Origin of the sequence: Mesorhizobium sp. M0772 (assembly GCF_040320135.1) — a bacterium.
GTDB lineage: Bacteria > Pseudomonadota > Alphaproteobacteria > Rhizobiales > Rhizobiaceae > Mesorhizobium.
Genome location: NZ_JAMYPB010000011.1, coordinates 46434 through 69977, shown reverse-complemented (window position 1 = coordinate 69977; position 23544 = coordinate 46434). Strand labels below are relative to the sequence as shown.

General features: G+C 62.8%; 23 protein-coding genes. 10 read left to right on the top strand and 13 right to left on the bottom strand.

Annotation, left to right across the window (positions count from 1 at the left end):
- Positions 1–19 precede the first annotated feature (19 nt).
- The 5 genes from NKI06_RS10325 to NKI06_RS10305 form a co-directional block, all read right to left on the bottom strand.
- On the bottom strand, positions 20–1369 hold the full coding sequence (locus NKI06_RS10325) for a cyclopropane fatty acid synthase (protein WP_352985140.1): 1350 nt from the start codon (positions 1367–1369) through the stop codon (positions 20–22).
- A gap of 184 nt (positions 1370–1553) precedes the next feature.
- Positions 1554–2141 (bottom strand): 50S ribosomal protein L9, encoded by a 588-nt coding sequence (rplI, locus tag NKI06_RS10320; RefSeq protein ID WP_023672721.1) that lies wholly within the window; start codon positions 2139–2141, stop codon positions 1554–1556.
- 269 nt (positions 2142–2410) lie between these two features.
- A complete protein-coding gene (gene rpsR / locus NKI06_RS10315) occupies positions 2411–2659 on the bottom strand; it encodes a 30S ribosomal protein S18 (RefSeq protein ID WP_006203718.1) in 249 nt (82 codons plus the stop codon).
- On the bottom strand, positions 2659–3159 hold the full coding sequence (gene rpsF / locus NKI06_RS10310) for a 30S ribosomal protein S6 (RefSeq protein WP_023672722.1): 501 nt from the start codon (positions 3157–3159) through the stop codon (positions 2659–2661). Before rpsF ends, rpsR begins: the two co-directional genes overlap by 1 nt.
- A gap of 310 nt (positions 3160–3469) precedes the next feature.
- Positions 3470–5428, bottom strand: coding sequence for an LTA synthase family protein (locus NKI06_RS10305; RefSeq protein ID WP_031195194.1), 1959 nt, complete (start codon positions 5426–5428; stop codon positions 3470–3472).
- Positions 5429–5675: 247 nt separating this feature from the next.
- On the opposite strand from NKI06_RS10305, the gene fabD reads away from it, so the two are divergent.
- The 7 genes from fabD to gmk all read left to right on the top strand — a co-directional run bounded on the left by fabD (position 5676) and on the right by gmk (position 12472).
- A complete protein-coding gene (gene fabD, locus NKI06_RS10300; RefSeq protein WP_023711935.1) occupies positions 5676–6623 on the top strand; it encodes an ACP S-malonyltransferase in 948 nt (315 codons plus the stop codon).
- Between the two features lie 60 nt (positions 6624–6683).
- Positions 6684–7421 carry a 3-oxoacyl-[acyl-carrier-protein] reductase gene (fabG, locus tag NKI06_RS10295; RefSeq protein WP_023693966.1) on the top strand — a complete coding sequence of 246 codons (738 nt, stop codon included), beginning with the start codon at positions 6684–6686 and terminating at the stop codon, positions 7419–7421.
- Positions 7422–7642: 221 nt separating this feature from the next.
- Complete coding sequence (locus NKI06_RS10290; protein WP_006203723.1) at positions 7643–7879, top strand: acyl carrier protein; 237 nt, start codon at positions 7643–7645, stop codon at positions 7877–7879.
- 34 nt (positions 7880–7913) lie between these two features.
- Complete coding sequence (fabF, locus tag NKI06_RS10285; protein ID WP_023685687.1) at positions 7914–9176, top strand: beta-ketoacyl-ACP synthase II; 1263 nt, start codon at positions 7914–7916, stop codon at positions 9174–9176.
- Between the two features lie 202 nt (positions 9177–9378).
- On the top strand, positions 9379–10638 hold the full coding sequence (gene mltG, locus NKI06_RS10280) for an endolytic transglycosylase MltG (RefSeq protein WP_023672727.1): 1260 nt from the start codon (positions 9379–9381) through the stop codon (positions 10636–10638).
- Between the two features lie 262 nt (positions 10639–10900).
- Positions 10901–11791, top strand: a complete 891-nt coding sequence (locus NKI06_RS10275; protein ID WP_023685689.1) for a YicC/YloC family endoribonuclease — start codon at positions 10901–10903, stop codon at positions 11789–11791.
- Between the two features lie 6 nt (positions 11792–11797).
- Positions 11798–12472 carry a guanylate kinase gene (gmk, locus tag NKI06_RS10270; RefSeq protein ID WP_502900583.1) on the top strand — a complete coding sequence of 225 codons (675 nt, stop codon included), beginning with the start codon at positions 11798–11800 and terminating at the stop codon, positions 12470–12472.
- An 82-nt stretch (positions 12473–12554) separates the two neighbouring features.
- Here gmk and NKI06_RS10265 read toward each other — a convergent pair whose 3' ends face one another.
- From NKI06_RS10265 to lptF, 8 genes are all read right to left on the bottom strand, one after another.
- Positions 12555–13133 carry a Fic/DOC family protein gene (locus tag NKI06_RS10265; protein ID WP_023693964.1) on the bottom strand — a complete coding sequence of 193 codons (579 nt, stop codon included), beginning with the start codon at positions 13131–13133 and terminating at the stop codon, positions 12555–12557.
- A gap of 9 nt (positions 13134–13142) precedes the next feature.
- Positions 13143–13346 (bottom strand): hypothetical protein, encoded by a 204-nt coding sequence (locus tag NKI06_RS10260; protein WP_023693963.1) that lies wholly within the window; start codon positions 13344–13346, stop codon positions 13143–13145.
- A gap of 113 nt (positions 13347–13459) precedes the next feature.
- Positions 13460–14296, bottom strand: coding sequence for a 16S rRNA (adenine(1518)-N(6)/adenine(1519)-N(6))-dimethyltransferase RsmA (gene rsmA / locus NKI06_RS10255; RefSeq protein WP_352985136.1), 837 nt, complete (start codon positions 14294–14296; stop codon positions 13460–13462).
- A gap of 37 nt (positions 14297–14333) precedes the next feature.
- Positions 14334–15362, bottom strand: a complete 1029-nt coding sequence (gene pdxA, locus NKI06_RS10250; protein ID WP_031195193.1) for a 4-hydroxythreonine-4-phosphate dehydrogenase PdxA — start codon at positions 15360–15362, stop codon at positions 14334–14336.
- Positions 15363–15374: 12 nt separating this feature from the next.
- Positions 15375–16304, bottom strand: coding sequence for a peptidylprolyl isomerase (locus NKI06_RS10245; protein WP_023695593.1), 930 nt, complete (start codon positions 16302–16304; stop codon positions 15375–15377).
- A 91-nt stretch (positions 16305–16395) separates the two neighbouring features.
- Positions 16396–18831, bottom strand: coding sequence for an LPS-assembly protein LptD (locus NKI06_RS10240; RefSeq protein ID WP_352985134.1), 2436 nt, complete (start codon positions 18829–18831; stop codon positions 16396–16398).
- Complete coding sequence (gene lptG, locus NKI06_RS10235; RefSeq protein ID WP_023695591.1) at positions 18831–19913, bottom strand: LPS export ABC transporter permease LptG; 1083 nt, start codon at positions 19911–19913, stop codon at positions 18831–18833. Before lptG ends, NKI06_RS10240 begins: the two co-directional genes overlap by 1 nt.
- 2 nt (positions 19914–19915) lie before the next feature.
- Positions 19916–21115 (bottom strand): LPS export ABC transporter permease LptF, encoded by a 1200-nt coding sequence (gene lptF / locus NKI06_RS10230; RefSeq protein ID WP_023672737.1) that lies wholly within the window; start codon positions 21113–21115, stop codon positions 19916–19918.
- Positions 21116–21147: 32 nt separating this feature from the next.
- Between lptF and NKI06_RS10225 the strand changes: the two genes are divergently transcribed.
- From NKI06_RS10225 to NKI06_RS10215, 3 genes are read left to right on the top strand one after another with little or no spacing between them, the layout of a single operon-like run.
- The gene (locus tag NKI06_RS10225) at positions 21148–21441 is read left to right on the top strand and encodes a hypothetical protein (protein WP_155923279.1); all 294 of its coding nucleotides are present in this window, start codon (positions 21148–21150) and stop codon (positions 21439–21441) included.
- A 49-nt stretch (positions 21442–21490) separates the two neighbouring features.
- Entirely contained in the window at positions 21491–22981 is a 1491-nt protein-coding gene (locus NKI06_RS10220; protein ID WP_352985132.1) for a leucyl aminopeptidase, read from the top strand.
- Between the two features lie 8 nt (positions 22982–22989).
- Positions 22990–23439 (top strand): DNA polymerase III subunit chi, encoded by a 450-nt coding sequence (locus NKI06_RS10215; RefSeq protein ID WP_023805663.1) that lies wholly within the window; start codon positions 22990–22992, stop codon positions 23437–23439.
- Positions 23440–23544 lie beyond the last annotated feature (105 nt).

Here is a 23544-nt window from a genome sequence, read left to right as displayed (position 1 = left end):
GGCAATCGCAATCGAGGCGTTATTCGCGATCCGCCACCTTGCGACGGCGCGCTGGCTTGGCCGCAACGGACCTGACAGCAACGGACCTGGCAGGCACGGACCTGGCGACAGCAGGCTCGACGGCCGCCGTCTCCTGACGATGCCCCATTTCGCGCATTTCCAGCGCCTTTTCGCATTTGGCCATGTAGTCGCGCGTCATCGGCAGCGTGTCGTTCTTCTTGGCGACCTGGATCTGGAAGATGACCAGATCCTGCCAGCGGAAGGCGGCTTCCGAAGCCGCCAGATAGAACTCCCACATCCTGCAGAAGCGCTCGTCATAGATGGCCTTAGCCTTGTCGCGGTTGGCGGCAAAGCGCTGGCCCCAATGCTTCAGCGTATCGGCATAGTGCAGCCGCAGAATCTCGATGTCGGTGACCACAAGGCCCGACTTCTCGATCGCCGGCATCACCTCCGACAGCGAGGGAATGTAGCCGCCCGGAAAAATGTACTTGCGGATGAAGGCGCTAGTCGCCCACGGCACGCCGGAGCGGCCGATCGTGTGCAAGAGCATGACGCCGTCGGGCTTCAACAACGTCGCCGACTTGTCGAAGAAGGTGCGGAAGTGGTTGACGCCGACATGCTCGAACATGCCGACCGAGACGATGCGGTCGAAGCGTTCGTTGAGTTCGCGGTAGTCCTTGAGGTCGAAATGCACGCGGTCCTGCAAGCCTTGCGCATGCGCCCGGTCGGTGGCGACGCCGTGCTGCTCGGTCGACAGCGTCACGCCTTGGACGTCGACATCGAAAGCCTTGGCGAGATAGAGGCCGAGCCCACCCCAGCCGGAGCCAATATCGAGCACGGTCTGGCCGGCCTTCAGCCTGAGCTTGGCGGCGATATGGCGTTTCTTGGCCATCTGCGCCTCGTCGAGCGTCATGTCCGGCTGTTCGAAATAGGCGCAGGAATACTGCATGTCGTCGTCGAGGAAGAGCCGGTAGAGGTCACCCGACAAATCATAGTGGCGCTGCACGTTGCGGCGCGCCCGTGATGCGGTGTTGATCTGCTGCAGGCGGCGAAAGGCGTGGCGCAGACCCTCGATGGCCTTCGACCAGGTGGCGTCGATACCGCCGCTGCCCATGTTCTGGAAGGCGATGCGCATCATACCCAGTACGCCGCCCTCGATGATGTCGAGTTCGCCGTCCATGTAGGCTTCCGGCACGGCCAGCATCGGATCGAAGGTAATGGCGCGCTCGGCATGCGCGGTCTTGATGTGCATATGCACCGGCTCGCCGCTGCCGTCGCCGAAAACCGCTGTCGAGCCCTTCGGCCCGGTGACTTTCAGATTGCCCGTACGCACCAGGCGGTCGAGAACGCGCTTCAACAGAATATTCATCACCAAATGTCCCCTCCGGTCAGACTGGCGGACCAATTCTGCAACAATATATAGGGGTTCGAAAAGTTCCATTTGGCACAAAAATGCCCGGGCGAGAGGCCCGGGCATTGGTCCAGAAAGGCTGGATGACGAGGAAGTGATTGGAGCGCTGCTCCCTCGCTTCCCGATCAGGCCCAGTGCGGGATCAGGCGTTGTCTTCTTCGCCGCCTTCGAACTCGGTGTTCGGGTCGAAGAAGTTCTCCGGCCGTGCGTTGTCGTTGATGTCATCGCCATAGATGGCTTCGGCGGTGGTCAGCGTCTCGCCCTTGGCCTGGCGCTCGGCTTCGTCGGCCGTGCGGGCGATGTTGAGGCTGATGGTGACCTCGACTTCCGGATGCAGCGCAATCGCCACATTGGTGACGCCGATGGTCTTGATCGGCTGGTTGAGCTGGATCTGGTTGCGGTTGACCGAGAACCCTTCGGCGGTCAGCAGGTCGGCGATGTCGCGGGTCGACACCGAACCGTAGAGCTGGCCTGTCTCGCCGGCCGAACGCACGGCGATGAAGCTCTTGCCGTCGAGCTTTTCGGCAACCTGGCTGGCTTCCGACTTGCGCTCGAGGTTGCGCGCTTCGAGCTGCGCGCGCTGCCCTTCGAACTTCTTCTTGTTGGCTTCGTTGGCGCGCAGCGCCTTGCCCTGCGGCAAGAGGAAGTTGCGGGCAAAGCCGTCCTTGACCTTGACGGTATCGCCCATCTGGCCGAGGCGGGAAACGCGTTCGAGAAGAATCACTTGCATGGTTTTGTTCCTTCGTCTGGGGGCACCGACCGCGGGATCGGCGCCGAATTGAATGGAACAGGTCAGGAAGCTCTGAGCGCCTTGGCGCCGGTGTCGCTGTCCTGCCTGTCGCGGCAGTTAGAGGCTTTTCACCTCAACTCGGGATTTCAGTGCATGTCGCCAAAAGTGGTCCCGGTTTTGGGACAACGACATGCATCATCAAATTACCCCTGCGGCGCCCGTCGCCGTGGGAGAAGGAAGCAGGCGGCGAACCGCCTGCTTCGGAGATCTTAGCGAACCACGTAGGGCAGCAGGCCGAGGAAGCGGGCGCGCTTGATCGCCTTGGCGAGTTCGCGCTGCTTCTTCTGGCTGACGGCGGTGATGCGCGACGGCACGATCTTGCCGCGCTCGGAAATGTAGCGCTGCAGAAGACGCACGTCCTTGTAGTCGATCTTGGGCGCATTGGCGCCGGAGAACGGGCAGGTCTTGCGGCGGCGATGGAACGGGCGCCGGGTCGGGATCTGATTGATGTCGACCATTATTCTGCACCTCCTTCAACGCCTTCGCGCGGACGGCGCGGACCACGATCGCCACCGGCATCGCCAAATGAGCGCGGCGGACGATCGCCACGGTCGCCGCGATCACGGTCGCCGAACGAGCGCGGACCACGATCGCCACGGTCGCGGTCGCCGAAGCCGCCGCGTTCCGAGCGCTCTTCGCGCTTCTGCATCATGGCCGACGGGCCTTCCTCATGCGCCTCGACCTTGACGGTCAGGAAACGCAGCACGTCCTCGGACAGGCCCATCTGGCGCTCCATCTCGTTGAGCGCTGCCGGCGGGCAGTTGAGGTCCATAAGCGTGTAGTAAGCCTTCCGGTTCTTGTTGACCCGGTAGGTGAGGGACTTCAGTCCCCAGTTCTCGACCCGGCCGACGGACCCGCCATTTGCGGAGATGACGCCCTTGTACTGTTCGACAAGCGCATCGACCTGCTGCTGCGAGAGGTCCTGCCGGGCAAGGAACACATGTTCGTATAGAGCCATAGTGGTTCAGTGCCTTTCTTCGTTTCTCTCCCGGATCCTCGCGGCAAAAGCCTCTGCAACTTCTCTGACCCGCTGATCCCGAAGGGGCGGGGAAGAAAGGAGCATTTCGAGACGGTCGAGAGCGGAGACACGGGAGGCGGAAGCGCTTCTGGCTTCACACGAAGGTTTTGGATAAAACCTCCGGCCCTCCGTTCAGCCCCCAGCAAGGACCGGCAGATTGCGGGCGTCTATATAGCAATTTGGCTGGAAGGCAAGGGTAACGCATGCTCCGGACAGCGTCCTGGCGTCGCAGGGTTGGAAAGACCAGGCATCAACTCGTATGCGGGGTACGACCGTTGATCGTTTCGGGGAAGAAGTCCGGAGCCGCCTTACGCTTGCCGAACATCATATCGTATTGCAGCAGGCGGAAATCGTTGATCGCCGGATCGATGTCCTTCTGCCGCGCCCAGTCCGCCGTGGCCTCACCTGACGGTGTCAAAAGCAGATTGCGATCCACGACGCGATAGCGTTCGCGCAGCGCGCCTAAGAAGCCGGTATAGTAGGGGTGCGTGATCCCGGCCGTGGTAAGGATATGGTAGGGCAGGAAGGCCGGGCTCACCGCGCCCATATCCTGCGCCGGACCGGTGCGGTTAGACCAGATGACCAGCGGCGTCTGATGATGCTCCAGTGCCGCCTCCGGCGTCGGTTCCTTGCGCGGCGCGACATTGTCTTTCAGGTAACCGGTTTCGACATAGACGGGGCCGAGCGGCGGCAGATGGTCGCCGAAGAAGGCGATGACCGTCGGCCGCTCGCGCTTCTTCGCCCATTCGATCAATCGTTCGAGGCCACGGTCGGCATCGGCGGAGCCTTCGGCGTAGCTGAGCAGCGATTCCCGCGCCCATGTGCTGATCGGCGCCGCGACCTTGTGGGTCGGATTGTAATAGCGGTACGGCTCGTAGGGACCGTGGTTCTGCAGGCTGACGGCGAAGAAGAACACCGGCCGCTCGCTGGCGTCGGCCTCTGCGATGATCTCGTCGGTCATCGAGGCATCGGAAGCCAGCGGCCCGCGCTTTTCCAGTGGCGGCAGCGTCTCTTCCGAGCGGAAATCGTTGAAGCCGAAATCGGCATAGACGGCGCCCCTGTTCCAGAACCAGTTGGTGCCCGGATGGATGGCGCGCGCCCGGTATCCCTCGCTTTTCAGGAAGGTCGCCAGCGACGGCGTCGGCGTGCGCACATATTGCTGATAGGGGATCGAGCCCGCCGGCAGGAAGGCATTGGAAAAGCCGGTCAGCGCCTCGAATTCGATGTTGGCGGTCATGCCGCCGAATTCCGGCGAGAACATATAGCCGGAACGCAGCGCCCGCACATTGGGGATCGGGTCAGGCGTGATTGTGACGCCGGGCAGCTTGGTCGGATCCCAGAAAGATTCGCTCATCACCACGATGATGTCGGGTTTCTCATCCGGTACCGAGGCCGCCACATCAGGCCTGTCGATCGCGTCGATCGCCTTGTCGGAATAGCCCGCCGGCGCCGAGACATGCGCCATCGGCACGTTGAGCGCGAAGGCCAGCGCAAACCCGTTGGAGGCGTAGTTCTCCTTCTGGTCCCACATGATCGGGATGATCTGCAGCCGGTCGCGGGTCCACGAGAAGGTGGCGTAGTCCATGATCGAGACGAAGAAGGCGAGCAGCGGCACTGCCAGCGTCAGCCGCGCCAGCCGCCCTTTGCGGCTGAGGATCGGAACCTTGCGGCGCCACAACCGCCAGCCATAGATCAGCAGCGACAGGCCGGCGACGATGCCGACCGCCATGGCGAGCGCCGTCCAGGGCCGCTCGCGCACCAGGAGCGGCATCAGTGCCATGATCTGGCGCGAATAAAGAAAATCGGTTGGGTAGAGCGGATCGCCGAGATAATGCGACTTCTGATGCCCGACAAAGGCCAGCGCCAGCGTCAGCGGCGCCACGATCATCAGGCTCTGGTGACTGCGGCCAAGCACGGCGTCCAGTCCCATCAGCACCAATGCAAAGACAATGATGGTGGTCCAGCCCGGCTTGAATGGCTGCAGGAAGAAGTCGACTGTGCCGAAGAAGTCGCCGCGCACGATCCATTCGATGGCGAACACCAGGATGGCGGAGGCAAGCAGCGTGACCAGACCGTAGCGGATGACCGGCCATCTGCGCCCCGGCAGGTAGCCGGTGGACGGATCGTCTTCCAAGAACTGTGGCGCTGGTACGGCCGCGCCCTTCCTGATCCTAGCCACGTCTCTTCCCCCGGCCCAAGCAACGCGCATTTCCACTCGCGCCACCGTTCTGTCATAGAACTGTCATGCAAAAGCTAGCGCCTGTGGCGAAAATAAGAAGAGCCAGCAAACGATTCGTGAGCGGTTTTCATCAGGTGTGATCGGCAAAAAGCCTTTGGGAACAGGGACTCGAGGTCAGCTCCGGTTCAAGCGAGAGCCGAAATGCCGCCTCCGGGCTTGACTTGGCGGTCCGCCTTGCGTCACAGGCAGGAAAAATCAGCCGCTGGAGAGCGCCCAAATGGCCGTCGCATTCACCTTTCCGGGACAGGGCAGCCAGGCTGTCGGCATGGGGAAGGACCTCGCCGACGCCTTCCCCGAGGCACGCAGGGTGTTCGAGGAAGTCGATGATGCGCTGGGCGAAAAGCTGTCGAAACTGATCTGGGAAGGCCCGGAAGAGGCGCTGACCCTGACTGCCAATGCCCAGCCGGCGCTGATGGCGGTCTCGCTGGCGGCGATCCGCTCGCTGGAAGCGCGCGGCTTTTCGCTGAAGGACAAGGTTGCCTACGTTGCCGGTCATTCGCTCGGCGAATATTCCGCCCTTGCCGCGGCCGGTTTCGTTTCGGTCGCCGATGCCGCCCGGCTGCTGCGCATCCGCGGCAACGCCATGCAGGCGGCGGTGCCGGCCGGCGAGGGCGCCATGGCGGCGATCATCGGACTGGAACAGCCCGACGTCGAAGCCGCTTGCACCGAGGCCGCAACGGGATCCGGCAAAGTCTGCCAGATCGCCAACGACAATGGCGGCGGCCAGCTGGTGATCTCCGGCGCAAGGGCGGCGGTGGAACTCGCCGCGAAACTGTGCACCGAAAAGGGCGCGAAGCGGGCGCTGATGCTGCAGGTCTCGGCCCCCTTCCATTCGGCGCTGATGGCGCCGGCGGCCGATGTCATGCGCGAGGCGCTGGCCGGCGTGACCAAGAATGCACCGGTGGTGCCCGTCGTCTCCAACGTCACTGTAGTCCCGACCAGCGACCCCGACGAGATCGCGCGCCGCCTGGTCGAGCAGATCACCGGCCGCGTGCGCTGGCGCGAAACGGTGGAGTGGTTCGGCGCCAATGGCGTCGCCACGCTCTTTGAGATCGGCGCCGGCAAGGTGCTTTCCGGCCTGGCGCGGCGGATCAACCGCGACATCGCCACGTCAGCCGTCGGAACGCCGGCCGATGTCGAGGCGGCGCTGGCCGCGCTTGCATAATCCACTGGCGATTCAACCCCTCCCGTGGGAAGGGTGTTCTCTTAAGATCAGGAGACGAAAATGTTCGAACTGACCGGCCGCAAGGCGCTCGTCACCGGCGCATCCGGCGGCATTGGCGAGGCGATTGCCCGGGTGCTGCATGCGCAAGGCGCCATTGTCGGCCTGCACGGCACCCGCATCGAGAAACTGGAGACCCTGGCCGGCGAACTCGGCGACCGGGTAAAGCTGTTCCCGGCCAATCTTGCCGACCGTGACGAGGTCAAGGCGCTTGGTCAGAAGGCCGAAGCCGAACTCGAAGGCGTCGACATACTGGTCAACAATGCCGGCATCACCAAGGACGGCCTGTTCGTGCGCATGGCGGACGCGGATTGGGACAGCGTGCTGGAGGTGAACCTCACCGCCGTGTTCCGGCTGACCCGCGAGCTGACCCATCCGATGATGCGCCGCCGCCATGGCCGCATCATCAACATCACCTCGGTGGTCGGCGTCACCGGCAATCCTGGCCAGACCAATTATTGCGCCTCCAAGGCCGGCATGATCGGCTTTTCCAAGTCGCTGGCGCAGGAGATCGCCACCCGCAACATCACCGTCAACTGCGTCGCCCCGGGCTTTATCGAATCGGCCATGACCGACAAGCTCAACGACAAGCAGAAAGACGCGATAATGGCCGCGATCCCGACGCGCCGCATGGGCACGAGTGTTGAAGTGGGGTCGGCCGTCGCCTATCTCGCCTCCAACGAGGCAGCCTACGTCACCGGCCAGACCATCCATGTCAACGGCGGCATGGCCATGATCTGACGGGATACTGCCGGGTGATAAGAAGACATGGCCGGCTTGTGAAAAGAGACCATTTCGCCTTGGACCTCAGCCATTTTTCGTGTAATGCGGCCCGCAACCCGGCGGTTCGGGCAAAAACCGGTCCGGCATCGTTGCGTTTCCGGCAGGACCATCTTTCAGCTTGATTAGCGGCATTCTGCCCGCTAACGAAGACAGACAAACAAAAGACGAGGATGCCCCAAATGAGTGACACCGCAGAGCGCGTCAAGAAGATCGTCATCGAACATCTTGGCGTCGATGCCGACAAGGTGACGGAGCAGGCGAGCTTCATCGATGATCTGGGCGCGGACAGCCTCGACACGGTCGAACTCGTCATGGCCTTCGAAGAAGAGTTCGGCGTCGAGATCCCGGACGATGCGGCCGAGACCATCCTGACCGTCGGCGATGCCGTGAAGTACATCGACAAGGCTTCGGCCTGACAATATCCGCAGTCATCACCGGGGAGGACCTGCGATGAGGCGTGTCGTCGTCACGGGCCTTGGCCTGGTTTCGCCGTTCGGCATGGGCTTCGAGCACAGCTGGAAGGAACTTCTGACCGGCCGCAGCGCCGCCAAGCGCGTCACCGAGTTCGAAGTGGAAGATCTTGCCTGCAAGATAGCCCACGTCATTCCGCGCGGTGACGGCACCAACGGCACGCTCAATCCCGAAGCCGTGCTCGAGCCCAAGGAACTGCGCAAGATCGGCGACTTCATCCTTTACGGGATTGCGGCCGCCGACGAAGCGCTGAAGGATTCCGGCTGGGAGCCCAGCACCGAAGCCGAGCGCTGCGCCACCGGCGTCATGATCGGCTCCGGCATTGGCGGCCTCGAGGGCATCGCCGAGAACGCTATCATCCTGAAAGAGCGCGGACCGCGCCGTATCAGTCCATTCTTCATTCCCGGCAACATTATCAACCTGGTATCTGGCCAGGTATCGATCCGGCATGGGCTGAAAGGCCCCAACCACGCCGTCGTCACCGCCTGCTCGACCGGCGCGCACGCCATTGGCGATGCCGCCCGGCTGATCATCTTCGGCGATGCCGACGTGATGCTGGCCGGCGGCGCGGAATCGCCGGTGACCAGACTATCGCTTGCCGGCTTCGCTGCTTGCCGGGCACTGTCCACCGACCGCAACGACACGCCTGAGAAGGCCTCGCGTCCCTATGACCGCGACCGTGACGGCTTCGTCATGGGCGAGGGCGCCGGGGTCGTCGTGCTGGAAGAACTCGAACACGCCAAGGCGCGCGGCGCCAAGATCTATGCCGAGGTCACCGGCTACGGCCTGACCGGCGATGCCTATCACATCACTGCACCGGCCGAAGACGGCGACGGCGCCTTCCGCTGCATGACGGCGGCGCTGAACCGGGCCAAGCTGACGCCCGCCGACGTCGACTACATCAACGCGCACGGCACCTCGACCATGGCCGACACGATCGAACTCGGCGCCGTCGAGCGGCTGGTCGGCAACGCCGCCTCGAAAATCTCGATGTCATCGACCAAGTCGTCGATCGGCCATCTCCTGGGTGCCGCGGGCGCCGCCGAGGCGATCTTTTCGATCCTCGCTATCAGAGACAACATCGCGCCAGCCACCATCAATCTTGACAACCCGGAACGCGAAACCGCGATCGATCTTGTTCCGAACACGCCACGGCATCGCCAGGTCGACGTGGCGCTGTCCAACTCCTTCGGCTTCGGCGGCACCAACGCTTCGCTGGTATTCCAGCGTTATACAGGCTGATTGCGGTATCGACCGGCGCGCCAGCGGTCTGTCGTCAATTTTGCCATATTCAAGCCTACTCTGCCGCTGGGGATTCGTCGCATCGGCCTGAAACCGAAGGCGCTTTTTTTAAAAGCACGATGCGTAGGCTTGAAATGTTAGGGCACGCTGTGCGTCCAATCGGGCGCATGGTCGCTCTCAGAGATCAGATGGTAGGGCGCTAATGAACACCAATCCGGGCGGCAGCGGACAATTCGGACAAAACCAGCAGACCGGCCCGATCGTGCCGAAGACCGCGGCCGAAGCTTTGCGCCCGGAAGCCGGCACACCACCACCAAAGCGCTCGCGCGCCTCGCGCAGCCAAGTCGTCGTGTTCATGAACTTCGTCATCTCCGCGGTGATGTTGATGATCCTCGCCGCCGGCGTTTCGCTCTATTTCGGCAAGCAGGCATTCAACGAACCGGGCCCGTCGGTGGCCGGCGACACCTTCCTGGTCAAGCCGAGCACCGGCGTCCAGGATATTGCCGACCAGCTCGAACGGCGTGGGCTGATCAGCGATGCCCGCATCTTCCGCATCGCCGTGCGGGTCTATGGCAATGATTCAGCGCTGAAGGCAGGCGAATACGAGATAAAGCCGCGCGCCTCCATGCGCGACATCATGGAGCTTCTGAAGAGCGGCAAGTCGGTGATGTATTCGCTGACCATTCCCGAGGGCCTGACGGTCGAGCAGGCGCTGCAGCGCATCGCCGAGCAGGATGCGCTGACCGGCGACATGCCGGCCGCCAAGCCGGCTGAGGGCAGCCTCGCCACCGACACGCTGCGCTTTACCCGCGGCGCCACGCGCCAACAGATGGTCGACAAGCTGCTCGCCGACCAGAAGAAGTTGGTCGACGAGGTCTGGCAGCGGCGCGCGCCCGACCTGCCTCTGGCCAATGTCGACGACTTCGTCACCTTGGCCTCGATCGTCGAAAAGGAAACCGGCCGGGGCGACGAGCGCTCGCGCGTTGCCGCCGTCTTCCTCAACCGTCTGGCCAAGGGCATGCGGCTGCAATCCGATCCGACCATCATTTACGGCCTGTTCGGCGGCAAGGGCAAACCCGCCGACCGGCCGATTTATCAATCTGACATCCAGAAACAGACGCCTTACAACACCTATCTGATCAACGGCCTGCCGCCGACGCCGATCGCCAATCCCGGCCGCGCCGCGCTCGAAGCCGTCGCCAACCCGTCGAAGACCGATGATCTCTATTTCGTCGCCGACGGCACCGGCGGCCACGTCTTTGCCACCACGCTTGCCGAGCACAATGAGAACGTTGCCCGCTACCGGGCACTGCAGAAGAAGCAGGCTGAAGACGCCGCCAAGGGCGCCAAGACTCCGGGCCAGACCGATGCGCCGGCGGATGGCGACGACAACGGTGACGCAAGTGGCGATGCCGCCGGTGACAGCGGTGATGCCGGCGGCGATACGGGTGCCGCCCAGTAGCAGGTCGGCGCTTTCAGACGGATCGACCTTAAGCAACGCGGACAGAGGCGGACGCGCTGCTGCTTGAACGAACAGCGCGGTTCGAAGCGTTTTCGGTCTTGCTCGGGTGCCTCTGCTTCTCGATTTCAGCCCTGCGAGATCGAAAACGACAGCGGAAATCAACATCTTGCCGGTATTGCGATTCTGACATTCGCGCCGCCCGTGATATCGAACGCATGCGCAATTTGTAGAATCGGACCATCAGGGAGACACGAGCCGCATCATGAATTTGCAGAGCATGACCGGATTTGCACGCACTGTTGCCGAACATGACGGCGCCTCGATCGCCTGGGAGGTCAAGTCGGTCAACGGCAAGAGCGTCGAGGTCAGGTTGCGGTTGCCGCAAGGTTTCGAGCGGCTCGAACCGACTGTGCGGCAGACGCTGCAGAAGCGCTTTTCGCGTGGCAATTTCCAAGCGACGCTGACCGTCGGCCGCGCCGCCGGCCAGCAGGCGCAGCCGGTGGTCAACGAAGCCTTCCTCAGGGATCTGGCGGGCTTGGCCAAGCGGCTGCAGGACCAGTTCGGTGTTGGTCCGGCAACTGCCGACGGTCTGCTTTCCCTGCGCGGCGTGCTCGATATCCCTGAAACCAGCGAAACCGAGGAGGTGCGGGCAGCACTCGACGCGTCAATCCTGTCCGCGCTGGAAACGGCGCTTACAGGTCTCGAGCAGGCACGCCAGAACGAGGGCGAAGCGCTGCGTTCGCTGCTTTCCGGCCATATCGACGCCATTGAGGCGCTGACGCTTCAAGCCGAGGCCGACCCGTCGCGCGAACCGGCGGCGATCCGCGAGCGGATCGCCGAACAGGTGCGGCTGCTGATGGATGCGTCGGCCAATCTCGATGCCGGCCGGCTGCACATGGAAGCGGCGTTCCTGGCCACCAAGGCCGATATCCGTGAAGAGATCGATCGGCTGAAGACGCATGTGGCGTCGGGCAGAGCGCTGCTGGCAAATGGCGGCGCCATCGGCCGCAAGCTCGATTTTCTGGCGCAGGAATTCAACCGCGAATCGAATACGCTGTGTTCCAAGTCGAACGCCGCCACTGTCACCGCCATCGGGCTGGAACTGAAGGCGGTGGTCGACCAGTTTCGCGAACAGGTCCAGAATCTGGAGTAAACCCGAATGGGTGGCAAGGAGCCGATGATTGCCAGGGATCTCGGATCCCGCATTCGCCGCCGCGGGCTGATGCTGGTCCTGTCGTCGCCGTCGGGCGCCGGCAAGTCGACGATCGCGCGCAACCTGCTGGAAAGCGACGGCAGCCTGGAATTATCGGTCTCGGTCACTACCAGGCCACGCCGCGGCTCGGAGATCGAGGGCGTCCACTATCACTTCCGCACCACGCGCGAGTTCGAGCGGCTGCGCGATTCCGACGCATTGCTCGAATGGGCCGAGGTGCACGGCAATTGCTACGCGACGCCGCGCGAGCCGGCCGAACTGGCGCTGGCGCAGGGCCGTGACATGCTCTTCGACATCGACTGGCAAGGCGCCCAGCAGCTCAAGGAGAAGATGCGCGCCGACATCGTCTCGATCTTCATCCTGCCGCCGTCGATGAAGGAATTGAAGTCGCGCCTCAAGCGCCGCGCCGAGGACCAGGAGCACGTGATCGAGACCAGGCTGAAGAACGCCCGCAACGAGATCGAGCACTGGAAGGAATATGACTTTGTCATCGTCAACGACGATCTCGACCGCGCCTTCGCCGAAGTGCGTGGCATCGTGACGGCGGAAAGGCTGCGGCGCGACCGCCGGCCCGGGCTGTTCGATTTCGTCTCGGGGTTGCTGGACGAGAAGACGGAATAGGCAGCTGTCGTTCCGATGGCCGGCTGTCCCATGAAGGCGTCTTTGGCAAACGATCTGGCAATATGGACGCTGTGGGCATCTGTTACTGGCTGGCGATATCTTTTATGAGTTCTGCCAATGGGGTTTCCTCGCCGGCAAAGCTCTCAATCATCGCATTCAGGACGTTTTCGCGACCGAGCATATCGGCATTGAATGGGAATCCCGCATTCTCCATCAGCATTGCCAGAAAGGTAAGCTGCGTGCGGCCGTTGCCTTCGCGAAACGGGTGGACGGCATTGATTTCGGCCAAAACATGCGCGGCCCGAACGGCGAAGGCGTCGAGGTCGAGTTCGCAGAGATAATCACCGTCGGCGAGTTCGCCGAAAATTCTATGCATTTCCTGGTTGATATACTCAGGATAGCAGAACCAGTTGCCTCCCTTGCCGATGCGGATGGCGGGAACCTCTCCCGCCCATTCATAAACGTCCTGGAACAGGTGATGATGGACAGCCTTGTAGTGCTCGAAATCCAGACGGCCTGCGGGGATATGTTCGTCGGCCCTGGTCAGGAAAAGTGCCAACTCGAATTGATCGAGTTGGGCCTGGTCTTTGATATTCAGCCTGTTGCGGAGAACGGTCGTGCCTGGGTAGCACAGCGGATCATGTTCAGCGGCATAGACCACCTGCCGATCCTACTTCTTGCGGGTTACTTGGTCCTTGATAAGCGCCCTGCGCTCATCCCCGCTCAGGCCGCGCTCACGGCTTTCCTTCAGAATGAAGCCCATACGTTGCGATAGCTTCAAGCCTTCAACCGCGCTGATTTTTTCGCCCCTGCCGCTGGTCAGGACAAACTGGCCATTTTGGGTCGGCCGGAGGCTTGAGGTACTCTTTTTCATATGACGACAATATCACGCTCGGCGACTCACCGGAACTGCATGCCGCTATATGCTGCTTGTCGTCGCTGTCACACAGGATGCGATTTGGGTCCACGGCCGACCAGCGCCGCCGGTCAAACCGCGTTTGTCAGCCGCACGAATTCCTCGACGCTGAGCGTCTCCGCACGCCGGGTCGGATCGATGCCGGCGCGCGTCAGCAGTGCCTCGCCACCCAGGCTCTTCACGCTCTGCCGCAGCATTTTCCGGCGCTGGCCGAAAGCGGCTTCGGTGACGCGACCGAGTTTTTTCACGTCGGTTGACAAAGGGCTGGCGCGCGGCACCAGATGCACCACCGAGGACGTTACCTTGGGTGGCGGCGTGAACGCTTGCGGCGGCACGTCGAAGGCGATCCTCGCCTCGGTCCGCCAGCCCGCCAGCACGCCGAGCCGGCCATAAGCATTGCTGCCGGCACCGGCGACAATGCGCTCGGCCACCTCGCGCTGGAACATCAGCGTCATCGATTGATAGAAGGGTGGCCAGTCCGCCACGGTCAGCCAACGGATCAACAGCTCGGTGCCGATATTGTAGGGCAGGTTGGCGGCAATCCTCACCGGGCCGTCTTGTGACGCGGTCTTGGCAAGAGCGGCAAAATCCGTCTTCAGCGCATCGCCTCTGATCACCTCGAGCCGGCCCGGATAGTGGTTGGAGACCTCGGCCAAGGCCGCAAGGCAGCGTTCGTCGCGCTCGATGGCGACGACGCGGCCGGCACCGGCAGCGAGCAGCGCCCTGGTCAGCCCGCCGGGGCCGGGGCCGACCTCGATCACCGTGCTGTCGCTGAGGTTGCCGGCGACCCGCGCGATCTTGCCGGTCAAATTGAGGTCGAGCAGGAAATTCTGGCCAAGCGCCTTCTTTGCCTGCAGTCCATGGCGCTCGATCACCTCGCGCAGCGGCGGCAGCCCGTCAATGCTCATGAATTTGGCTCATGATTTTGGGCTCATGATTTTGGGCTCATGCAGCTGCGGGCTTTGCGCCGGTATCGGCCAGCCGGCGGGCCAGCTTCAGCGCCGCGATCAGGCTGTCGGGACGTGCGATGCCCTTGCCGGCGATGTCGAAGGCTGTGCCGTGATCGGGCGAGGTGCGGATGAACGGCAGGCCAAGCGTGACGTTGACGGCCTCGTCGAAGGCCAGCGCCTTGGCCGGGATCAACGCCTGGTCATGATACATGCAGACCGCCACGTCGTAGCCGGCGCGGGCGCGCGCATGAAACATCGTATCGGCCGGCAGCGGCCCGAAGGCATCGATGCCTTGCGCCCGCAACATGTCGACCGCAGGACGAATGATGCGCTCGTCCTCTGTCCCCATGGCGCCGCTTTCGCCGGCATGCGGATTGAGGCCGGCAAGCGCGAGCCTCGGCCTGGCGATGCCGAAACGGCGTGCAAGATCGCCGGCGGTGATGCGCGCGATGGCAACGATCAGCTCCGTCGTCAGCGTCTTCGGCACCTCGGCCAGCGCGATGTGGATGGTGACAGGAACGGTGCGCAATTCGGGGCCGGCGAGCAGCATCACCGGCGTCACCGTGCCGCCGGTGTGGAGCGAGGCCAGATGCGCCAGATATTCGGTGTGACCGGGAAAGCCGAAGCCGGCATCGTAAAGCGGCTTCTTCGCGATCGGACAGGTGACGACCGCGGCCGCGTGACCGGCAAGGCAGTCGGCGACGGCGCGATCGATGGCCTCGATGATGCCGGCGGCATTGGCCGGGTCGGGCCGGCCGGGATCATCGGTGAAGTGGGCCGCCAGCGGCACCACGGGCAAGGCGTGTTGAAAGACACCAGCCGCTTGGGCCGGCACCGTCTCGGCGATTGCCACCGCCGCGCCGAGCCGGCGCGCCCGCGCGGCAATCAGCGCCGGATCGGCGAGAAGATAGAAGGGCGCGGCACCGGAACCGCGGGCGCTCTGCCACGCGGCAATGGCGATTTCCGGACCGACGCCGGATGGATCGCCGACGCTCAGCGCCAGCGGAAGCTCTGTCTCACGCACGGCTGGGCCGGTTCAGCGCGTAACGATCTTGGCTTTCGCCTTCAGCTCTTCTACATATTTGGCCGAGAGCTCGTCGGCGTTCTTGTCGCCGCTGCCTTCGCTCTGGAACACCATCTGGGCCGCCTTGTCGTCGGAAACCTCGCGCGACGAGCAGATGCCGATGAATTCAATGCCGCGATCGGTCTCGCGCACGGCCGTGGCGCCGCCCAGCTTGGTGGCCTTGATCTGCTCGGCCCAGTCCGGCGGCAGTTGCGGCGCCAGCAATCGGGGGAGGTCGCGAACGGTGACGTCGATCAGGCCCTTGGCGAATTCACGCGTGGTGTTGCAGCCATTGAAGCGGGCGCGCATGGCTTCGGCCTCGCGCTTGCGTTTGGCGAGTGTGGCACTGCGCTCGGCCTTCGGCACCACGAAGATCACCTGCTGCAGCATGTACTCGGTGGCGCTTGGCTTGGCGCCGCCTTTTTCGAGCATGCGCTTGACCAGATCCTGTTCGCTCACCTCCCCGCCGCCGCCGCTGTAGCGTGCGCTCAGCGCCTGGTTCCACGCCATCTGGGAGCGGATGAATTCCTTGAAATGCTCCTTGGTCACGCCGGACTGCGCCATGACACCGTCGAGCTGCTTGAGCTGCATCTTGTTGCTCGAGGCAAAGCGCTGATAGGCAGCCTCTACCTGGGCGTCGGAGATGCGGATGCCGAGACGCCTGGCCTCCGCCATACGCAGCGTCTGGTCGATCATTTCCTGACCCGCGTCACCCTTCTTGCGCTGCAGTTTCAGGAAGGCAGCCCGGTGCGCGATGTCGCCGGTGGTGATCGGCATGTTGTTGACGACATACTTGATTTCACTGGCGAAGGCCGGCGGTACCATCATGGTGACAGAGACCGAGGTCGCCGCCAACAGGAGCGCGAATCCTGCCGAAAACAGGTATTTCCTCATCGAAAGCATCCCAATTCTAGCCCGGTTTTGGCCGATTCCAGCCCGATATTGGCGAAATCCGTGCCCGCTTTATGCGGCAAAACGATGTCGTCAGCCGGCTCTACTGGATGGAGTCGATCGAGCTTTGGGACGAGCCGAAATCGCCGAGCGTGCGGAACGACAGGTTGAAGCCGACATTCTGCGACACTTCCTTGGTGTTGATGTCGCGTGATTCCGAGTACGTCATCAGGTAGGTGAAGCAGGAATCATTGTAGGCAAAGCCGACGCCGTCCTTGACCAGCACGCTTTGTTGCAGGTCGTAGGTGCCGGTGCCGAAGACGCGCCAGTTTTCGGCCAGGTGTGTCGAGGCGCCGAGCGTGACTTCGTGGCGGTCGGTGGTGAAACCATAGAGCGGCTGCGCCTGGATGAAGGCGTATTTGGCGCTCAGCGAAACCGGCAGCCCGGAATAGGCGGCCTTCACCTCGGCACGGCGAACTTCGAAGGTCTGCTCGTCGAAGCGGCCGCTGAGCGAACCGGAGAAGCCGCTCGGGCTGCTGAAGCCGACAAGGCCGACATAGTCGGAGGTCGAAGTCTCCAGGCCGGAATCGGCGCCCGCATTGACCAGATCCGGTGAATCGAACGAGTTGCGCCCGCCCAACTGGTAGGATTGGCCGAAGATCGCGTTGGTGCCCCAGCCATTGTCGTAGGCGCCGGAATAGCGGAACCCGACATTGGCGCGGCTGCCGCCTTCGACGCGGTCGTAGCCGGAGAACTTGTCGCGCTCGAACAGGGTCGTGGCGTCGAAGACGAAGCTCTGTGCATCCTCGTTGGGAACGGCGAGCCCGCCGACATACTGCTCATTCGGGCGCATGAAGAGCTGCGCCATCGGCTCGACGATATGGCTGGAGCCGGTCATCGAGAACAGCACCGGCCAGCGCATTTCAAGTCCGGCGGTCGCCATGTACCGGGCGAAGGAGGACCGCATGTCGTCGGACGCATTAATTCGCGGATCGGTAGCCATCTGATTGATGGCGGCGAGCGAGCCGGAGGAGGCGTTGAGATAGTCGACGTCACCTTGCAAAGCCAGAAGCGGCGTCAGCTGCAGTCCGCCATCGGTGGTGAAGGTGCGCTTCCATTCGGTTTCGGCGGTGAGGCGCCCAGATTCGCCCTCGATGCCGCGCACGCGCTGAACGCCCGGCGGATCGGGGGGGAGGAAAAAGGCCTGATCGAGGTCGTCGCGGCGGATGACACGCACGTTGACGTTCAACGACAGCTGGCCACCGGCCACAGACATGTCGGGTATATATGCGTAATCGAGCGAGGGCAGCACCCAGGGCTGCTTGTCACTGCGCGCGAAGGGATTGCTGTCGGGCGTATTTTCCTGAACCTGGAAGCGCATGGCGCGCACATCGAAATAATTGCGGTCGTTTAGGCCGGTCAGGTAGACCGACGATTGATGCACGGCGTCGTTGTAGCCTTCGATCGTATAGGTACGCGAAAAATTCTTGTCGGTCTGAAGCAGGATATCCCAGCCGAAGTCCCAGCGCGGATTGATGGCGAACTGGCCCTTGGTGCCCATCATGCCGCGGAACTTGTTCGGATCGCCTGCTGGCCCCGAATTGACATTGTAGCCGCCGGGGAAAGCCGCGAAATCACGGAAAGCGCCAGGGTCCTGCTGGTTGATTCCGGCAAGCTTCAGCGTGTATTGGCCATTGTTGAAGCGCTGGCGCCACTCGGCCTCGCCGAGGAAACCCTGCTTGGTGTAGCCGCTGCCAGTAACGGTGAGGTCGTAGGTCGGCGACAAAGCGAAGTAGTAGGGGACTTTGACGCCGACGCCGAGACGATTGTTGTAGCCGATGCTGGGGATCAGGAAGCCGCTTTTGCGCTTGACCGTCGGGTCGGCGATCTCGAACGCCGGCAGATAAGCCAGCGGGAAACCGAAGAATTCGAAATTCGCGTTCTCGAAGCGAACCGTTTTCTTTTCGCCGTTCCAGATGATCTTCCTGGCTTTGATCCGCCAGGTCGGCGCCTTGTCCGGCTTGTCTTCGCAAGGCTCGCAGGCCGTATAGACGCCGTTGTGGAACGTCGTCATCACGCCGCCCATGCGCTCGGCGCTTTCGGCGGCGAAATAGGCCTTTTCGGGCGTTTCGACGCGCAGCGCATTAACGAAACCGTCAGCGAAATCGTCGGTAATGTCGATATGCTGCGAGTTGATCTTGGTGCCGTCGCTGTTGACGATCTCGACATTGCCGCTGGCAACCAGCCGCTTGGTGTTTCGATCATAGACGACGCGCTGGGCGACGAGCTTGTTGCCGCCATAGTCGATCTGGACGCCGCCGATGGCGGTGACCGTCTGGTTGTCGTTGTTATAGACGAGCGTGTCGGCCGCCAGCAGCATCTGGGAGCCGGAGGGAACCTTCGTTGCCACGTCGGTAACGTCCTGCGCCAGCGCAGGGGCCGTCAGCACGCCGCAGGCGAGCAGGCATGCCAAGGCGCTCGCCGAATAGAGGCGCGCCAAACCGGCCTGCCTATGGCTGCGCAAAGCCGCCTCCCTCACTAGCCGTCTTCCTTGTATAGCAGGAATGTCACCCCAAAGAACATAGCCACGACAACCGGAACCCATGCAGCCACGGCTGTGGGCACGAATCCCGCAACGCCGAATGCCTTGACCAATACCGAAACGACATAAAGCAGAAAGCCGGCGAGGACGCCACCCAGAATCATCGTTGCCGACTGCCCCATCCTCGCAAATCGCATTGAAACTGTTGCCGCAATCAGCGTCATGGCCACAAGCAGGAACGGTAACGCCACCAGCGAATCGAACTGCATGGCGAAGGCATTTGCCTTGAGGCCGAAGGAGCGGGCAACCTCAATCTTGCCGGGAAGGTCGTAAAACGGGATGGTTTCGGGGCGCGCCAGCCGTTCCTGCACGAATTCCGGCTTGAGGTTGGTCGGCAACTGGTCGGTCGTTTCGGAACGGATGTTGCCGTCCTTGAACACCTTGACGTCCTGCAATTCCCAGTAGCCGTCGCGCAGAAAGGCCCGGGCCGCGTCCTTGCGCTCGACGATATTGCCCTGCGGATCGAGGACGAAGAACACGGTGTCGGCCATTTCCAGGCCCTGGTTCAGGATGGCGCGGGCGCCGATGATGGTATCGCCGGAGTTGGTTTTCTGGCGGATCCACGGCGTGGCATCGGCCGCCACCGCGTTCGAATTGCCGGATCGCAGCTGGTTTTCCATCTGCTCCGACCATGAGAAGCCATGCGCGGCGATCGGATTGAGCACGCCGACCGACAATATGCCGAATAACAGCGCACCGATGCAGCAGGGCAACAGAAACTGCCAGGCCGACACTCCGGCCGAGCGCGCAATCACCAGCTCGTATTTTCGGTTGAGCGAGACCAGCGTCGCCATCGCCGAGAACAGGCCGACGAACGGCACCGTCTGCAGCATGATCATCGGCATCCTCAGCGCCGAGATGGCGACCGCCGTGCCGTAGGTGAAGCCCGGCAGGCCGGTGATGCGGCCGGACAGCTCGGTGAAGTCGATCAGGAACACCAGCGCCAGAAGGCCGATGAAGAACCAGATCGTGATCGACACGTAGCGAAAGAAGAAGTAGCGGCCCAGGGTCCAGCCCATCGTCAGGCTCCCTGGCCGGATGTGTAGCGCCGATTGAGGCGCAGCTTGAGCGCCGTCCAGCCATCGCTGACGCGGCCGGCGAAATTCGTCATCCAGTCGGCCCAGCTGCCGGGCAGTTCCATGCTTCGCGAGGTGACGATGAACCAGATGGCGACCGCCGAGGCGATGACCGGCACGCCATAGACCATATAGGCGTATTGCGGGATCTTGTCGGCCTTGCCGGCGGCAAAGAAGCCCAGCCAGCGCACGAACAGCGCAATGGCGATGGCTGTGATCAGCGGGTGGATGCGCGCCTCGCGGTGTGAGCGCGCATCGCCTGCGACCGCCAGCGCGATCAGCGCGAACACCAGCGAATAGGACCATTCGGAAAAACGCTGGTCGAGCTCGGCCTTGTAGGCGCCGGGCCTGCGCTGGAAGATCTTGTCGTTCGGATCCGGGTTGAGCAGGTATTGCGTCGTTCGGTCCTTGGGCAGGAGCATGATATCGTTCGCCGCCGACATGAAGGCGGAAAGGTCGAAGGCGTAGGACGTGAAGCGGATAACCGACAGATCGCCGGTCAGCGTCTTGCGATGAATGACGCCGTCATTCATCATCAGCACCTTCTCATCACCCTTTTCGACGACGCTACCACTCTTGGCATAATAGATCAGATTGGCGCCTTCCTCGCGCGAATCGGCCACGAAGATGCCGCCGAGCCGGTTGTCCGGCAGCCGCTCGCCTATCTGCAGGAACAGCCCGTCGTCGATCTTGCGGAACGTGCCTTCCTGGATGATCAGCGACAAGAGATCGGCGCGCGAGGACGCGATCAGCTGGCGGTTCTTCTGCCTGGCATAGGGTTCGACGCCATTGTCGACCGCGAAGGAAAAGACGCTGGCCGCCAGCGCGATCAGCAGGACCGGCCGCACAATCGTCCAGCGCGAGGCGCCGGCGGCGTTGATGACGGCCAATTCCGAATCGGAGTTCATGACGCTGAGCGTCTGGGCCACCGCCACCACCAGGGCGAATGGCACCACGATCGGGATGATGGTGGGGATGATGAGGCCCGCGACCTCGAAAAAAGTCAGCGCCGATTGGCCACTATCGGTGACCAGGTCGATGCGGGCAAGCACCTGCGTCGTCCAGACAATGGCCAGCGTCCAGATCAGCGCAGCGAGAAACACCGCCAGTGCGCGACGCATGATGTAGCGTTCAACGACCTTCATGTAAGGCTTTTCTCGATTTGCCGAACGGCATCATGCCCGCCGACAAGGTAGTCGTCCGGCTGCGGCTGTACAACTGGGTGCGTTTGGCCATTTCTTTCAGGCGGTTCGATCCGATTCTCCGTCCCACATCGCCCGTCCCGCAGGCCGGAGTGTCGGCGGCAATGGATAAGAAAGGGAGAACATCAATGGTTAACAACAGGTTGCGGCAGGAAAGCGGAGCCGTGCCGCGACGAATCGTTATCGATTCCGCTGCGCATATGAGCCCTGATTCCGGCAAAGTCTTGCCAAATCAAGGAAAACGACCAAATGTCGCGCATCTTCCCTGAGAATGCATTTTTCCTGAAAATCTGAGCCGTTTCCCGAAAGCAGGACCTGATGACTTTGAGACCATTGATCGCCTTCGCCAAATTTGCCGCACCCAAAAAGGGCAGCATCTTCGTGCTGGCGGCCGACGATGGTGGTCTTGGCGAACCGGCAAAGGCCTGCGACCCCTCAGGAACGCTGGCGCGGGCGTTTCCGGTGGCGGAGTTTTCCGGAAAATTCGCCGGTGTCGTCGAAGTGCTGGCGCCGCAGGGAACATCGCTCGACCGACTGGTGGCGGTCGGCGCCGGCAAGGTCACCGGCCTCGATGACTTTGCCTGGCTGAAGCTTGGCGGCACCATCGCCGCGTCCCTGCGCAAGGCAGCGGAGGTGGCCGTCATCCTCGATGTGCCGGGCGCAAAGATTGGCGGCAGGCAAGCGGCGAACCTTGCCGCCGGCATCATTCTTCGCAGCTACTCCTTCGACAAATACAAGACCAGGAAAGACAAGGACGATGCCGAGCCGAAGAAACCGGTCAAGGTGACCATCCACACCGCCGATCCCGCCGCGGCGAAAAAGGCCTTCGCCGACGAGGTTGCGGTCATCGACGGCGTGCTTCTGGCGCGCGACCTTGTCAACGAACCGGCCAATACGCTCGGCCCGATCGAATTCGCCGCCCGCGCCAAGGAACTGGAAGCGCTCGGCGTCGAGGTCGAGATCCTCACCGAGAAGGAAATGAAGAAGCTCGGCATGGGCTCGCTCCTCGGTGTCGCGCAGGGTTCGCCGCGCGGCGCCCGGATGGCTGTCATGCAATGGAAGGGCGGCAAGGCCAAGGACGCACCGGTCGCCTTCGTCGGCAAGGGCGTCACCTTCGACACCGGCGGCAATTCTATGAAGCCGGCCTCCGGCATGGAAGACATGAAGGGCGACATGGGCGGTGCCGCGGCCGTCATCGGGCTCATCCAGGCGCTGGCCGCGCGAAAGGCCAAGGCCAATGTCGTCGGCATCGTCGGGCTGGTGGAAAATGCCGTCGACGGCCATGCCCAGCGCCCCGGCGACATCGTCACCTCGATGTCGGGTCAGACCATCGAGGTGCTCAACACCGATGCCGAAGGACGCCTCGTTCTGGCCGACGCGCTGTGGTATTGCAACGACCGCTTCCAGCCGAAATTCATGGTCAATCTGGCGACGCTGACCGGCGCCATCATGGTCGCGCTCGGCCAGCATTATGCCGGCCTGTTCTCCAACAATGACGAACTTTCGGACAGGTTGACGGCGGCCGGCCAGGCGAGTCAGGAGCGGCTCTGGCGCATGCCGCTTGGGCCCGAATACGACAAGCTGATCGATTCCAAGAACGCCGACATGAAGAACATCGGCGGCCGCTATGGTGGCGCCATCATCGCCGCGCAGTTCCTGCACCGGTTCGTCAAGGAAACGCCGTGGGCGCATCTCGACATCGCCGGCACCGCGATGGGCTCGCCGCCGAGCGAGATCAACCAGTCCTGGGGCTCGGGTTTCGGCGTCAGGCTGCTCGACCGGCTGGTGCGCGACAATTACGAGGGATAAGGCAGGGAATGGCCGATGTCCTGTTCTACCACCTGACCGAATCGACGCTGGAGGATGCGCTGCCGGGCCTGCTCGAGCGCAGCATCGATCGCGGCTGGCGAGCCGTGGTGCAGACCGGCACCGAAGAGCGGCGCGACGCGCTCGACCAGCATCTGTGGACGTTCAGGGACGATTCGTTCCTCGCGCACGCGACCGACCGTGAAGCCCATCCGGCCGAACAGCCAATCCTTCTCACCACAAGCGACGCCAACCCCAACCAGGCGCAGATACGCTTCCTCGTCGATGGCGCCGCACCCGCGGATCTCGCCGGCTATGAACGCGCCGTGTTCCTTTTCGACGGTCACGACACGGCCCAGGTAGAAGGTGCGCGGATGCATTGGAAGGTGCTGAAGGAGGCTGGCCACGCGGTCACCTACTGGCAGCAGACGCCGGACCGGCGCTGGGAGCGCAAGGCGTAAGCGCTTTGCCGGCGCGTCTTGAAAACGACGCTGTTATCGCCGAACGATCCGATCTAAGGATTGCGAAAAGCGCAACTCAAGCGGCGGGCTGAGAATGCGGATCAG